Origin of the sequence: Paraburkholderia nodosa DSM 21604 (assembly GCF_000519185.1) — a bacterium.
Classification (GTDB): Bacteria; Pseudomonadota; Gammaproteobacteria; order Burkholderiales; family Burkholderiaceae; genus Paraburkholderia; species Paraburkholderia nodosa.
This window is the reverse complement of the sequence record NZ_JAFA01000064.1, coordinates 1-14,365: the sequence shown is the minus strand read 5'-3', so window position 1 is coordinate 14,365 and position 14,365 is coordinate 1. Positions and strand designations below refer to the sequence as shown.

Below are 14,365 nucleotides of genomic sequence, written 5' to 3'. Positions count from 1 at the left end.
CTGCGCCGCCCCGCCCGCCGCTTCCGCTTTCGCGAGACGCCCGGCCCCGGGCGCTTCGCGCGCGGCGAGCCGCACGTCACCACCCTGACATGCAGAGATTTACATGAGCCTCCAATGCGGCATCGTCGGCTTGCCTAACGTCGGCAAGTCCACCCTCTTCAACGCGCTGACCAAGGCGGGCATCGCGGCCGAAAACTATCCGTTCTGCACGATCGAGCCCAACGTCGGCGTGGTCGAAGTGCCGGATCAGCGCCTGAAGGCGCTTGCCGAAATCGTCAAGCCCGAGCGCGTCGTGCCGGCCGTGGTCGAGTTCGTCGACATCGCGGGTCTGGTCGCGGGCGCGAGCAAGGGTGAAGGCCTCGGCAACCAGTTCCTCGCGAACATCCGCGAAACGGATGCGATTACGCACGTCGTGCGCTGCTTCGAAGACGAAAACGTGATCCACGTGGCAGGCAAGGTCGATCCGCTCTCCGACATCGAAGTCATCAACACCGAACTCGCGCTCGCCGACCTCGCCACCGTCGAAAAGTCGCTCACGCGCTATTCGAAGGCCGCCAGGTCGGGCAACGACAAGGAAGCGGCGAAGCTCGTCGCCGTGCTCGAAAAAGTGCGTGCGCAGCTCGACCAGGCCTTGCCCGTGCGCGCACTCGACCTGAACGAGGACGAACAGGCGCTCCTCAAGCCCTTCTGCCTGATCACCGCGAAGAAGACGATGTACGTCGCGAACGTGAAGGACGACGGCTTCGAGAACAACCCCTACCTGGACGCCGTGCGCAAGCACGCCGAAGCCGAGGGCTCGCCGGTCGTGGCCGTGTGCGCGGCGATCGAAGCGGAAATCGCCGATCTCGACGATGAAGACAAGATCGCGTTCCTCGCCGACATGGGCATGAACGAGCCGGGCCTCGACCGCGTGATCCGCGCGGGCTTCAGGCTGCTCGGCCTGCAGACGTACTTCACGGCGGGCGTGAAGGAAGTGCGCGCGTGGACGATCCATGTCGGCGATACGGCCCCGCAAGCCGCGGGCGCGATCCACACCGACTTCGAGCGCGGCTTCATCCGCGCGCAGACCATCGCGTTCGACGACTACATCCAGTACAAGGGCGAAACCGGCGCGAAGGAAGCCGGCAAGATGCGCGCCGAAGGCAAGGAATACGTCGTGCACGACGGCGACGTGATGAACTTCCTGTTCAACGTGTAAGCGACACCTTTTTCTTCCCGTTTCCAAAGACACTCTTATGGCCCAATACGTCTTCACCATGAACCGGGTCGGCAAGATCGTGCCGCCCAAGCGCCAGATCCTCAAGGACATCTCGCTGTCGTTCTTCCCCGGCGCCAAGATCGGCCTGCTCGGCCTGAACGGCTCGGGCAAGTCCACGCTCATCAAGATCATGGCCGGCGTCGACAAGGACATCGAAGGCGAAGCCACGCCGATGCCGAATCTGAACATCGGCTACCTGCCGCAGGAGCCGCAGCTCGACCCGGAAAAGACCGTGCGCGAAGCGGTCGAGGAAGGTCTGGGCGACGTGTTCAACGCGCAGAAGAAGCTCGACGAGATCTACGCCGCCTACGCCGAACCGGACGCCGATTTCGACGCGCTGGCCGCCGAGCAGGCGAAGTACGAAGCGATCCTCGCGACGACCGACGGCAGCGCGGAACAGCAGATCGAAATCGCCGCCGACGCACTGCGCCTGCCGGCCTGGGACGCGAAGATCGGCAACCTCTCGGGCGGTGAAAAACGCCGCGTCGCGCTGTGCAAACTGCTGCTCGAAAAGCCCGACATGCTGCTGCTCGACGAGCCGACCAACCACCTCGACGCCGAATCGGTCGAGTGGCTCGAGCAGTTCCTCACGCGCTTCCCGGGCACCGTGGTCGCCGTGACCCACGACCGCTACTTCCTCGACAACGCCGCCGAGTGGATTCTCGAACTCGACCGCGGCCACGGTATTCCCTGGAAGGGCAACTACTCCAGCTGGCTCGACCAGAAGGAAGAGCGCCTGAAGCAGGAAGAATCGTCGGAATCCGCTCGCCAGAAGGCGATCAAGAAGGAACTGGAGTGGGTACGCCAGAACCCGAAGGGCCGCCAGGCGAAGTCGAAGGCGCGTATCGCGCGTTTCGAGGAACTGTCGAGCCTCGAATACCAGAAGCGCAACGAAACGCAGGAAATCTTCATTCCGGCGGGCGAGCGTCTGGGCAACGAGGTCATCGAGTTCAAGAACGTCAGCAAGTCTTATGGCGACCGTCTGCTCATCGACGACCTGAGCTTCAAGATTCCCGCGGGCGCGATCGTCGGCATCATCGGGCCGAACGGCGCCGGCAAGTCGACCCTCTTCCGCATGCTCACGGGCAAGGAGCAGCCGGATTCGGGCGAAATCGTGCAAGGCCCGACCGTCAAGCTCGCCTACGTCGACCAGAGCCGCGACGCGCTCGTCGCCGACAAGACCGTGTTCGAAGAGATCTCGGGCGGCGCGGACGTGCTCACCGTGGGCAAGTACGAAACGCCTTCGCGCGCATACATCGGCCGCTTCAACTTCAAGGGCGGCGATCAGCAGAAGATCGTCGGCAACCTCTCGGGTGGTGAGCGTGGCCGTCTGCATCTGGCCAAGACGCTGATTTCGGGCGGCAACGTCCTGCTGCTCGACGAACCGTCGAACGATCTGGACGTCGAAACGCTGCGCGCGCTCGAAGACGCCCTGCTCGAATTCGCGGGCTCCGTGATGGTGATTTCGCACGATCGCTGGTTCCTCGACCGTATCGCCACGCACATCCTCGCGTTCGAAGGCGACTCGCAAGTCACGTTCTTCGACGGCAACTATCACGAGTACGAGGCCGACAAGATCAAGCGTCTCGGTGAAGAAGCCGCGCGTCCGAAACGTCTGCGCTACAAGCCGATCAGCCGCTAAGCAGGCGAGATCGATAGCAAACAACGGCGGCCTGCGGGCCGCCGTTGTCGTTCTGGGAGCACGCGCGGCATGACGGTTGCTCGAATGCCGCTACGCTTAGGGTCACTTTGGGCCTTACTTAAGCCCAGCTCCGCGAGGAATTCCGTATGGCGATGCCGTTGCGCAACCGTGTTCTCCTCATCGTGGCGATCGTCGTCGCTCTGCTCGTGCTCGCGGCGCTCGGCACGCTCTACGCGCTGCAGCGCGAGGCGAAGGCGTACGTGGAACGCGCGCTCGCGCCCGTCGGCACGGCCGCCAGCGTGAACGTGGCGTTCAATCTCTCATCTGTCGAACTCACTGACGTGCGCCTGAAGCCGCCGCCCAACTGGCCCACCGCCGACACGCTGCGCGCCGCGCGCATCACGATCACACCCGACTTGCGCGCGCTAATCTCGCACCGCGTGCATATTCGCGACGTCACCGTGAGCGATTTCACGATGACGGTGCTGCGTCGGGAAAGCGGTTCGATCCTGATCCTGCCGAATCTGCGCGAAGAGATGACGCAAAGCGCCACGCCCGCGAGCGGCGCGCAGGGAGGAAGCGGCCTGCCGCAGGAAAAAGTCATCGACCATATCGGCTTCGAAAACGGCACATTCGACTTCTACGACCGGTCGGTGAGCAATCCGCCGTGGCGCGTCACGGTGAACCGCGCACAGGCGAGCGTCGACAATATCCAGCTGCCTGCGCTTACGGAGCCGACCCGCGTTTCGGTCACAGGCAACGTGATTGGCCCGGAGCACACAGGACGCGTCACGTTCGACGGCTGGATCCAGATCGCGAGCAAGGACGCGCAGCTCCACACGACGCTGCGTGGCGTGGATGTGCGCACGATCGATCCCTATCTGCTTAAAAAGGCCGGCGCGAAGGCCAATGTGACGGGCGGCACGCTCGACCTCGATCTCACCTCGACCGTACGCGGCTATCACCTGCACGCGCCAGGCACGGTCACACTGCACAACCTGCAACTCCCGGAAAGCGGCGACGCGGTGGACACCTTCCTGTCGATCCCGACGCGCGCCGCCGTGGCCGCATTGAAGGCGCACAAGGGTGAGATCACGCTGCATTTCGTGCTCGACGGCAACCTGCGCGACCCGAAGTTCAAGCTCAACGAAAACCTGATGACGGAGTTGCGCGCAGGGTTTGCGCAGGCGCTCGGGGTTAGCGCGGAAGGGGTGGCGAAGGGCGCCGGGCAAACCGCGAAGGGTATCGCCGACGCGCTGCGCAGTCTGCTGCAGCCGGCGGCGCCGGCACCCGCCTCGAAATAGCGCGCGGGGAGCCGGCTCGAGCCTGGTTAGACCGGCAGGCCGAGTTCGCGCAGCTTCGCGTCGGTGGTGGCGTTGCTCGTGTGGTGCACGCCGTGCCAGCCGAGCGCCGTGGCCGCTTCGGCGTTGTGCGCGTTGTCGTCGATGAAAACGAGTTCCTCGGGCTTCACGCCCGGCAACTGTGCCTCGATGCGGCGGAACATCTCGTGGAAGATCGCCGGATCGGGCTTCACCAGCTTCACGTGGCCCGACACGACGATATCGCGGCAGCGGCGCAGGATGCCGAAACGCTCCCACGCCCACGGAAACGTCTCGGCCGACCAGTTCGTGAGACCGAAGATCGGCATGCCCGCCGCCTCCAGGCGCTCGAATGTCGCGACGCCCCCGGCGAGCAAGCCGCCGACCATCTCGTGCCAGCGCTCGTAGAACGCGCGGATGAGCGCTTCGTGCTCGGGAAACGCCGCGACCAGCTCCTCGGTACCCACGGCAATGGGCTCGCCGCCGTCCTGGCGGATCACCCAGTCCATCTTGCAGACGTGCGTGAGAAACCAGCGGCGCTCGTCGTCGTCGGGAATCAGCTTGCGATAGAGATACTCGGGACTCCAGTCCACGAGCACCCCGCCGAAATCGAACACCACTGCCTTGATCGTCATGCGCTTCTCGCTCCGCTTGATCGCTATCGGGATACCAGGGAAATCAGATCGGCTGCGTGCGCTTTTCGAGCCACGCGAGCGCATCGCCGCTCACGTGCGGCGCCACGCGCACGCGCACCGTCTGGTGGTACGCATTGAGCCACTCGCGCTCGTCCGCACGCAGGAGCGCGAGATCGATGCAACGCGTGTCGATCGGGCAGAGCGTGAGCGTCTCGAAGCTGAGGAACTCGCCGAATTCGGTGGTTTCGGCGCGCTGGTTGAGCACGAGATTCTCGATACGCACGCCCCACTTGCCCGGCCGGTAGATGCCCGGCTCCACCGAGGTGATCATGCCCTCTTCCATCGCGGTCCAGGGCTCGGCCGGCGCGTAGTGCGAAATGACCTGCGGACCTTCGTGCACGTTCAGGAAGTAGCCCACGCCGTGGCCCGTGCCGTGGCCGTAGTCCGCGCCCGCTTCCCAGATCGGCGCGCGAGCAATGGCGTCGAGCATCGGCGAGCGGATGCCGCGCGGGAACTTCGCGCGCGAGAGCGCCATCATGCCCTTGAGCACGAGCGTGAAATCGCGCTTTTGCTCCGCACTCGGCGTGCCCACGGGCACGACGCGCGTGATGTCGGTGGTGCCGTCGAGGTACTGGCCGCCCGAGTCGATCAGCAGCAGGCCATCGCCTTCGATCACGCTGTGCGACTCGGGCGTGGCGCGGTAGTGCGGCATCGCGCCGTTCGCGTTGAAGCCCGCGATGGTCGCGAACGAGAGCGACTTGAAGCCCGCGCGGCGCGCACGCGCGGCGGAAAGCTTTTCGTCGATGGTCAGCTCGGTGATGGTCTCGCGGCCAAGCGCGGCCTCGAACCACGCGAAGAACTCGGCAAGCGCCGCACCGTCCTGCTCCATGGTCGCGCGCACGTGCTCGGCTTCGGCGACGGTCTTGCGCGACTTGAAGAACGTGCTCGGATTGACCGACTCCACGAGCTTGACCGCCGACGACACCGCCTGCAGCAAGCCATACGTCACGCGGCGCGGATCGACGAGCAGCGCGGCCTTCGCGGGCAGCGCCGCGAGCGCGGCGGCGGCCTCGGCATACGGCGCAACGCGCACCTTGTCTTTCGCGAGCGACTGTACGAGCGCCTCGCCCACCTTGCCGTCTGCGACGAAGAGCGTCGCGTCGTCCGGCCCGATCAGCGCGTGCGCGACGAATACCGGGTTGTAGTTCACGTCCGCGCCGCGCAGGTTGAAGAGCCAGGCAAGGTCGTCGAGCGTGGAGATGAAGTGCCACTGCGCGCCCTTCTCCTGCATCGCGCGGCGCACCTGATCGAGCTTGCCGGCGCGGCTCGTGTCGGCGTGCGGCGCGACGTGCTCGTACACGGGCTCGAGCGGCAGCGACGGGCGGCCTTGCCAGACGTCGTCGAGCAGATCGAGGTCCGTGCGCAACGCGACATCGCGGGCCTTGAGCGCCTCGGCCAGCGCGCGCGCCGAGGCGACGCCGAGCACCGCGCCATCCACGGCCACCGCGCCGCCCGCACTCACGTTCTGCGCGAGCCAGTCGATGTGCGGCGCGCTCTGCTGGCCGCCCATCATCTTCATGAGCTGGATGCCGGTGCCGGCCAGTTGCTGCTCGGCCTGCACCCAGTAGCGGCTGTCCACCCATACGCCCGCGAAGTCCTTCGTCACCACGAGCGTGCCCACCGAGCCAGTGAAGCCCGAGAGCCACTCGCGCCCCTGCCAGCGGCGCGGCAGGTATTCGGACAGATGCGGATCGGCGGAGGGCACGAGGACGGCATCCACACCGGCGCGCGTCAGCGCGGCGCGCAGGGCGGCAATGCGTTCGGGAATCGAGGAGGTTTCGGGGAGTCGGGCGTTCATGTTTTCACCTGCGAAGAATTTGAAGCGGAAGATCGGGGTTCGGCCAAAGGCGGCGCCTGGGAGGCCCGGCTGCGCACGACTAGCCGCGTCGCGCGCGCAGCGCCACGCACACGCCCACGAAAACGAGCGCGAGCGCCGTGCAAAGCGGCCACTGGAGCAACTCGCCATCGTAGAAGAGGCCGGTCGCACTGCCCGCCGCGTTCGCGAGCGCCGCGCCGAGCACGCCGGCCACGACCGCCAGCGCGAGTCCGTGACGTGCGGCGTGGCGCAAGGGATGGAGCCACCACCCCGCGCAGCCCACTGCCAGACCAAGAATGACGATACCGGGCCAGCCCATTAAGGACTTGTCCTATAGGTTTTCGGATAAGTCCGATAGGACCGCCGAAGCACGAGAGCTAGCATTGGTAGCCTGATTAATCTCTATTAATACTGGAAAACGGTCGGCTCGGCGCTTCCCGCGTAGCGGTTGAGTGTAGGGGGCGGGATTGCGCAAGGCAAGCGCGTCCGGGCCGCCCCCAGCCGCACTCTCTCGTATGCGAATCGCCCTTGTCGAACCGGACACCCGTCAGGCCGAAACCCTCGTCCGCCTGCTCATTGCGGGCGGGCATGCATGCCACCATTTCCCGCTCGGCGCACAACTCTTCGAAACCCTCGAAAAGGAAACCTTCGACCTGCTGATCGCAGCATGGTGGTGCGGCGACGCCGGCGCCGACGACCTCATCCCCCAGGTGCGCAAGCTCCTCCCCGGTCTGCCCGCGATCGCGCTGATGCTCGCGCCCCATGAAAGCGAAATCGTCGCGAGTCTGCAGGCCGGCGCGGACGACTGCATCGCCAAGCCCGTGCGCGGCCCCGAAATGCTCGCGCGCATCGACGCGCTCCTGCGCCGCGCCGGCGTGCGCCGGCCGCGCAACCGCGCCCGTCATGGTTTTGGCGACTACCTCTTCGATTCCGCGCGCTACGAAGTGTCGTTTCGGGGTCACACCGTCACGCTCACACCCAAGGAATACCGTTTCGCGTTGCTGCTCTTCACCAATGCATCGCGCCCCGTTTCGCGGGCACGCATTCTCGAAACCGTGTGGAATCTGAACCGCGACGTTCGGTCGCGCACGCTCGACACGCACGCCTCCCGCCTGCGCAGCAAATTGCAGCTCGGGCCGGAGCACGGCTGGCGTTTGACCACTTTGTACGGCTATGGCTACCAGCTCGAAAGGCTCCCCATATCACCTACCGGAGTGTCGGACTCTGTCGGCGCGAATGTCGGAAGCGAGGAAAAGTTATAATATCCGCCTAAATCTCGCCCCCATGGTATGCAGCTTCTAACGATCGGAATCAATCACCACACCGCGCCCGTCGCCTTGCGCGAACGCGTGGCGTTTCCGCTCGAACAGATCAAGCCCGCGCTCGCCCTCTTCAAGGAAGCGTGGTCCGGCAAGCGTTCGCTGAGCGCGCCGGAAGCCGCCATTCTCTCTACCTGCAACCGCACCGAGCTCTACTGCGCGACCGACGCACAAAGCTCGCGCGACGCCGCCGTGAGCTGGCTCTCGCACTACCACGGCATCCGCGAAGAGGAACTTGCGCCGCACGTCTATACGCTGCCGCAGTCCGAAGCGGTGCGTCATGCGTTCCGGGTGGCTTCGGGGCTCGATTCGATGGTGCTGGGCGAGACGCAGATCGTCGGCCAGATGAAGACGGCGGTACGCACCGCGACCGAGGCCGGCGCGCTCGGCACCTATTTGAACCAGTTGTTCCAGCGCACCTTTGCCGTGGCGAAGGAAGTGCGCAGCACGACCGAAATCGGCGCGCAGTCGGTTTCGATGGCCGCCGCCGCCGTGCGCCTCGCGCAGCGCATCTTCGACAAGATCGCCAACCAGCGCGTGCTCTTCATCGGCGCGGGCGAGATGATCGAACTGTGCGCCGCGCACTTCGCCGCGCAGCAGCCGCGCGAACTGGTGGTCGCCAACCGCACCGCCGAGCGCGGGCGCTATGTTGCGGAACGCTTCGGCGGCCGCTCCATTCCGCTCTCCGATCTGCCCGCGCGCATGCACGAGTTCGACATCATCGTCTCTTGCACGGCGTCCACGCTGCCCATCATCGGACTCGGCGCGGTGGAGCGCGCGGTGAAGGCGCGCCGTCACCGCCCCATTTTCATGGTCGACCTCGCGGTGCCCCGCGACATCGAGCCCGAAGTCGCCCAGCTCGAAGACGTGTTCCTCTATACCGTCGACGATCTCGGCACGATCGTGCGCGAAGGCAATGCTTCGCGCCAGGCCGCCGTCGCGCAGGCCGAGACGATCATCGAGTCGCGCGTGGCGAACTTCATGCAGTGGCTCGACTCGCGCAGCATCGTGCCGGTCATCCGCCACATGCACACCCAGGCCGACACGCTGCGTCGCGCCGAACTCGAACGCGCCCGCAAGATGCTCGCGCGCGGTGACGACCCATCGGCCGTGCTCGAAGCGCTGTCGCAGTCGCTCACCAACAAGCTGATCCACGGCCCGACCCATGCGCTCAACACGTCGAGCGGCGATCAGCGCGATTCGCTCATCGAGCTGATGGGCGGCTTTTACCGCCACGGCCAGCCGGCGAGAGCCGACGACGACGCGCAGTCCGCGGCGGACGTCACCGCCTCGCCGCATTCCGCCGGCTCTTCCGACTCGTCCGGCAGTTCGGACCGTTAGCGACGCTCGCGGTCGGGCGCGCGCCATGCGTGCCCTGCACGACCGGGCCGCCCGCCCGCCTCTTCTCTCTCGCAGTCCTATCCGGAGCCCGCTCCGCACCGCCCGATGAAAACGAGCATGCAATCGAAGCTCGACCAGCTGACTACGCGCCTGGCCGAGCTGAACGACCTGTTGAGCCGTCCCGACGTGACCTCGAACCGCGACCAGTACCGCAAGCTCACGCGCGAGCATGCGGAGCTGGGGCCCGTGGTCGAGCACTACGGGCAGTGGCGCCAGGCCAAAGACGACGAGGCCGCGGCGAAAGACCTGCTCTCCGACGCCTCGATGCGCGACTTCGCCGAAGAAGAGGTGAAAGCCGCGCGCGAGCGCATGGCGCAGCTCCAGCACGAATTGCAGATGATGCTGCTGCCGAAGGACCCCAACGACGACCGCAACGTGTTCCTCGAAATCCGCGCGGGCACCGGCGGCGACGAATCGGCCCTGTTCGCGGGCGACCTGCTGCGCATGTACCTGCGCTACGCGGAGCGCAGCCGCTGGCAGATCGAGATGATGTCGGCGAGCGAGTCGGATCTGGGCGGCTACAAGGAAGTGATCGTGCGCATTGCGGGCGAGGCGGCGTACTCGAAGCTCAAGTTCGAGTCGGGCGGCCATCGCGTGCAGCGCGTGCCCGCCACCGAAACGCAGGGCCGCATCCACACGTCGGCCTGCACGGTCGCGGTGATGCCGGAAGCCGACGAAATCGGCGAAGTGGAGATCAATCCCGCCGACCTGCGCATCGACACCTTCCGTGCCTCGGGCGCGGGCGGCCAGCACATCAACAAGACCGATTCGGCCGTGCGCGTGACGCACCTTCCGACCGGCATCGTCGTGGAGTGCCAGGACGACCGTTCGCAGCACAAGAACAAGGACCGTGCGCTCAAGGTGCTCGCCGCGCGCATCAAGGACAAGCAGTACCAGGAGCAGCACGCCAAGGAAGCGGCGACGCGCAAGAGCCTCGTGGGCTCGGGCGACCGCTCGGAGCGCATCCGCACCTACAACTTCCCGCAGGGGCGGCTCACCGATCACCGCATCAATCTCACGCTCTATCGCCTCGAAGCGCTCATGGACGGCGACCTCGACGAGCTGATCGGCGCGCTCGTCTCCGAACATCAGGCCGAGCAACTCGCCTCGCTCGGCGACGCCGATTGAGCGCGCAAGAGACATGAGCGAAGCCGTTACCGCCGAGGCGCTGCTGCGCGCCACGCCGCTGTCCGCGCTCGAAGCACGCATTCTGCTGATGCACGTACTCGGCTGGCGCCGCACCGAACTCATCACGCGCGGCGATCGGGCGCTCGACGCGACCCGCGTGGCCGCCTACCGCACGCTCGAAGCGCGTCGCGTGCGTGGCGAGCCGATCGCGCAGCTCGTGGGCGCGCGCGAGTTCTACGGCCTCGACTTCGATGTGACGCCCGACGTGCTGATTCCGCGCCCCGATACCGAACTGCTGGTGGAAACCGCGCTCGCGGCGCTCGAAGGCGTCGCACAGCCCCGCGTGCTCGACCTCGGCACCGGCAGCGGCGCGATTGCCGTGGCGCTCGCCTCGGCACGCCACGATGCGCGCGTCTGGGCCGTCGATCGCTCGGCGGCCGCGCTCGAGGTGGCCGCGCGCAACGCCGCAAAGCTGCTCGACGCCCAACGTCCCGGCGGCCCGCTCGCGTTCGTGGCGGGCAGCTGGTACGACACGCTCGATGCGGCGCTGCGATTCGAGGCGATCGTGAGCAATCCACCGTATATCGCGAGCGGCGATCCGCATCTCGAACAAGGCGACCTGCGCTTCGAGCCGCGCGGCGCGCTCACCGACGAAGCCGACGGCCTCACCGCCCTGCGCGCCATCGTCGCGGGCGCACCTGCCCGGCTCGCGCCGGGCGGCGTGCTCTGGATGGAGCACGGCTACGACCAGGCGGCCGCCGTCCGGGCGTTGCTGGAACACGCCGGTTTCAAGGACGTGCGCTCCGAGCGCGATCTGGCCGGCATCGAACGCATCAGCGGAGGCCGTCTACCGCAGCCGGCCGACCAGGAAAGCTCCCGGTAACGTCGGGCTCGCACGGGCGAAATCCGCTATCATTTCATCCTGCATTCCAACGTATTCAGCATCAATTCAATCGCAAGGTCAGTCATGGACACCCAACAACGCATCAAGCAGATCGTCGACGAAAACGCCGTCGTCCTCTTCATGAAGGGCAACGCGCAGTTCCCGATGTGCGGCTTCTCCGGTCGCGCGGTGCAGATCCTGAAAGCCTGCGGCGTCGATCAGTTCAAGACCGTCAACGTGCTCGAAGACGACGCGGTCCGCCAGGGCATCAAGGAATTCTCGAACTGGCCGACCATCCCGCAGCTCTACGTGAAGGGCGAGTTCGTCGGCGGCTCGGACATCATGATGGAGATGTACCAGAACGGCGAGCTGCAGCAGCTTTTCGCCGCGGCGTAATACCCAGCCACGGGGCGGCATCGGGCGCACGACGTTGCGCCTGTTCCGTCCCGAGTGCGGTACGCCATGCCAGCGCTTTTTCACGAGGCGCTGCATGCGTCGTTTTCGCCTCGACCTCGCCTTCGCTCCGACTCCCGCCTGACGTGAATACCGCCCTCCCTGCCTCGTCCGCTATCGCACAACTGCCGCAACGCCGGCTGATCGTCGCGATCACGGGGGCCACGGGCGCGATCTACGGCGTGCGCATGCTCGACATGCTGCGGCGGCTCGGCGGCGTCGAAACGCACCTGCTCGTTTCGGCGGCGGGCTGGCTCAACATCCAGCACGAACTGCAACTCAGCAAGGACGAGCTGCACGCACGCGCCGATGTCGTGCATTCCGTGCGCGACGTCGGCGCGACCATCGCTTCGGGCTCGTTCGCGACCGACGGTATGATCGTCGCGCCCTGCTCGATGAAGACGCTCGCGAGCGTCGCCCACGGTCTCTCCGACAACCTGATCGCGCGCGCCGCCGACGTCACGCTCAAGGAGCGCCGCCGTCTCGTGCTGCTCGTGCGGGAAACGCCGTTCAACCTCGCGCATCTGCGCAACATGACGGCCGTGACCGAAATGGGCGGCGTGATCTTCCCGCCGTTGCCGGCCTTCTACAACCAGCCGGCTTCGATCGACGAGATGGTCGATCACACGGTTGCGCGCGTGCTCGACCTGTTCGCGCTCGGGCCCGCGCTCTCGCCCGCCTGGCCGGGGCTGCGCGGCACCGACGAATAAGCGCCGAGCGCGCGATTGCCTGCTGCACCGATTATCAATAGCGGTGACACAATCAATTCCCCTTCGCCCCGTTTAATTCGCGACGGTACGGTCTTATATTGATCGCAATACGATACTTTCGGACCGCCCTGGCGCGGTCAGCCCACGATCATGACCACCCGCACGCCTACCCTTTTCCTCTCGCACGGCGCTCCGACGCTGCCGATCGACCCGTCGCTGCCTTCTGGCGGCTTCGCCGTGCTCTCGGAGCATTTGCCGCGTCCGCAGTCGGTGCTCATGCTCTCCGCGCATTGGGGCACGATGCGCCCCGTGGTGAGCACCGCCACGCAGCCTGAGACGATCCACGACTTCTACGGCTTTCCGCGCGCGCTCTACGAGATCCAGTATCCGGCGCCCGGCGCGCCCGAGATGGCCCAGCGCGCAGCGGCGCTGCTGCGCGAGCAAGGCGTACCCGTGGATGAGGAAGCGCACGGCCTCGACCATGGCGCGTGGGTGCCCATGCTGCTGATGTTCCCCGACGCGAACGTGCCCGTCGCCCAGCTTTCGATCCAGCCGCGCGCCGACGCCGCCCATCACTTCGCGCTTGGCCGTGCGCTGCGCTCGCTGCGCGACGACGGCGTGATGGTGATCGGCTCTGGCCAGATCACGCATAACCTGCGCGAGGCGGACTTCTCGGCGCGGCCGGAAGACGCCGATCCGCGCGTGGCCGAGTTCACGCAATGGTTCGAGAATCACCTCGCCGCGCGCGACATCGACGCGTTGCTCGACTACCGCCAGCGCGCCCCGCATGCGGTTCTCATGCACCCGACCGACGAGCACCTGCTGCCCATCTTCGCGGCGCTCGGCGCAGCCGACGACGACTACACGCTCGGGGTGCAGTCGCTTGGCACCTACCAGCGCGCGCTCGCGATGACGAACTACGTGTTCGGCAGCGCCGTGCAATAAAGCCGCCGCGAGCCGACACGCCGGCTTCGCTTTTGCTCAAAAGGCAAAAAAAGCCCGCCTGAATCGCTTCAGGCGGGCTTTTTGTACTGCGCGACGCTTGGTTCGGCGTCCGGCTCGACACTTAGTGCGCGCCGATACCCTCGAGGACTTCGTCGTGCTCCTGGCGTTCCGCGAGGTACGGCGAGCGATAGCCCGAATTCACGCCCCAGTAATAGAACACGAGCGCGATCAGCGCGACGACCAGCATGTCCCAGCCGTAGGGCAGCAGACCGGCGCCGCCGAACTCCTTGCTGCCGATCAGCGAGAGGAGCGCCATGATCGGCAGATATGCGCACAGCCACCATGCGGCCTTCAGATCCTGGCCCCAGCCTTCAAAGCCTTGCTTGCGCTGGAAGTAGAAGTACACCGGCAGCGCGACGACCATCAGCAGAATGATTTCGCCGGTCAGCGGCCACTTCGCCCAGTACAGGATCATCGACGCGCAGACGAATGCGAACGGCGCGATCACTTTCATGAACGGCACGGAGAGCGGGCGCTCGATGTCCGAGGCGGCGCGCTTGAGCGCCATCAGGCTGATCGGACCCGTGAGGTACGAAATCACCGTNGCCACCGAGATCACCGCNGCGAGCGAACTCCAGCCGCGGAAGAAGAACATGAAGATGAACGAGACGAGCAGGTTGAACCACATCGCGTTGCGCGGCACGCCGTAGAACGGGTGCACGTTGCCGAACATCTTCGGCATCGTGTTGTTGCGCTCCATCGCGTAGATCATGCGCGAGGTCGTCGCCATATAGGT

General features: G+C 66.1%; 14 protein-coding genes. 10 read left to right on the top strand and 4 right to left on the bottom strand.

Annotated features, from left to right (window positions below; genetic code table 11):
- The first annotated feature begins 103 nt into the window (after nucleotides 1-103).
- The 3 genes from ychF (at nucleotide 104) to A3CW_RS0141385 (ending at nucleotide 4,204) form a co-directional block, all read left to right on the top strand.
- Complete coding sequence (ychF, locus tag A3CW_RS0141395; protein ID WP_028208758.1) at nucleotides 104-1,198, top strand: redox-regulated ATPase YchF; 1,095 nt, start codon at nucleotides 104-106, stop codon at nucleotides 1,196-1,198.
- A 37-nt stretch (nucleotides 1,199-1,235) separates the two neighbouring features.
- Nucleotides 1,236-2,900: an energy-dependent translational throttle protein EttA gene (ettA, locus tag A3CW_RS0141390; RefSeq protein WP_028208757.1), complete on the top strand. Its 1,665-nt coding sequence runs from the start codon at nucleotides 1,236-1,238 to the stop codon at nucleotides 2,898-2,900.
- Between the two features lie 146 nt (nucleotides 2,901-3,046).
- Nucleotides 3,047-4,204 carry a DUF748 domain-containing protein gene (locus A3CW_RS0141385; RefSeq protein ID WP_028208756.1) on the top strand — a complete coding sequence of 386 codons (1,158 nt, stop codon included), beginning with the start codon at nucleotides 3,047-3,049 and terminating at the stop codon, nucleotides 4,202-4,204.
- A gap of 26 nt (nucleotides 4,205-4,230) precedes the next feature.
- Here A3CW_RS0141385 and A3CW_RS0141380 read toward each other — a convergent pair whose 3' ends face one another.
- From A3CW_RS0141380 to A3CW_RS0141370, 3 genes are all read right to left on the bottom strand, one after another.
- Nucleotides 4,231-4,854, bottom strand: a complete 624-nt coding sequence (locus tag A3CW_RS0141380; RefSeq protein ID WP_028208755.1) for an HAD family hydrolase — start codon at nucleotides 4,852-4,854, stop codon at nucleotides 4,231-4,233.
- Nucleotides 4,855-4,897: 43 nt separating this feature from the next.
- On the bottom strand, nucleotides 4,898-6,712 hold the full coding sequence (locus tag A3CW_RS0141375) for an aminopeptidase P family protein (protein ID WP_028208754.1): 1,815 nt from the start codon (nucleotides 6,710-6,712) through the stop codon (nucleotides 4,898-4,900).
- Nucleotides 6,713-6,791: 79 nt separating this feature from the next.
- Complete coding sequence (locus A3CW_RS0141370) at nucleotides 6,792-7,049, bottom strand: hypothetical protein (protein ID WP_028208753.1); 258 nt, start codon at nucleotides 7,047-7,049, stop codon at nucleotides 6,792-6,794.
- Nucleotides 7,050-7,245: 196 nt separating this feature from the next.
- On the opposite strand from A3CW_RS0141370, the gene A3CW_RS0141365 reads away from it, so the two are divergent.
- The 7 genes from A3CW_RS0141365 to A3CW_RS0141335 all read left to right on the top strand — a co-directional run bounded on the left by A3CW_RS0141365 (nucleotide 7,246) and on the right by A3CW_RS0141335 (nucleotide 13,569).
- Entirely contained in the window at nucleotides 7,246-7,992 is a 747-nt protein-coding gene (locus tag A3CW_RS0141365; RefSeq protein WP_028208752.1) for a response regulator transcription factor, read from the top strand.
- 27 nt (nucleotides 7,993-8,019) lie between these two features.
- Entirely contained in the window at nucleotides 8,020-9,390 is a 1,371-nt protein-coding gene (hemA, locus tag A3CW_RS49450) for a glutamyl-tRNA reductase (RefSeq protein ID WP_081772068.1), read from the top strand.
- A gap of 105 nt (nucleotides 9,391-9,495) precedes the next feature.
- Complete coding sequence (gene prfA, locus A3CW_RS0141355; protein WP_028208751.1) at nucleotides 9,496-10,578, top strand: peptide chain release factor 1; 1,083 nt, start codon at nucleotides 9,496-9,498, stop codon at nucleotides 10,576-10,578.
- Nucleotides 10,579-10,591: 13 nt separating this feature from the next.
- Nucleotides 10,592-11,461, top strand: coding sequence for a peptide chain release factor N(5)-glutamine methyltransferase (gene prmC / locus A3CW_RS0141350; RefSeq protein WP_028208750.1), 870 nt, complete (start codon nucleotides 10,592-10,594; stop codon nucleotides 11,459-11,461).
- An 84-nt stretch (nucleotides 11,462-11,545) separates the two neighbouring features.
- Complete coding sequence (grxD, locus tag A3CW_RS0141345; protein WP_028208749.1) at nucleotides 11,546-11,857, top strand: Grx4 family monothiol glutaredoxin; 312 nt, start codon at nucleotides 11,546-11,548, stop codon at nucleotides 11,855-11,857.
- 143 nt (nucleotides 11,858-12,000) lie between these two features.
- Nucleotides 12,001-12,624: a UbiX family flavin prenyltransferase gene (locus A3CW_RS0141340; RefSeq protein WP_281175179.1), complete on the top strand. Its 624-nt coding sequence runs from the start codon at nucleotides 12,001-12,003 to the stop codon at nucleotides 12,622-12,624.
- A gap of 150 nt (nucleotides 12,625-12,774) precedes the next feature.
- Entirely contained in the window at nucleotides 12,775-13,569 is a 795-nt protein-coding gene (locus A3CW_RS0141335) for a DODA-type extradiol aromatic ring-opening family dioxygenase (protein WP_028208747.1), read from the top strand.
- A 121-nt stretch (nucleotides 13,570-13,690) separates the two neighbouring features.
- On the opposite strand, the gene A3CW_RS0141330 is transcribed toward A3CW_RS0141335, so the two are convergent.
- On the bottom strand, nucleotides 13,691-14,365 hold a 675-nt coding region (locus A3CW_RS0141330), incomplete at its 5' end, for an APC family permease (RefSeq protein ID WP_028208746.1).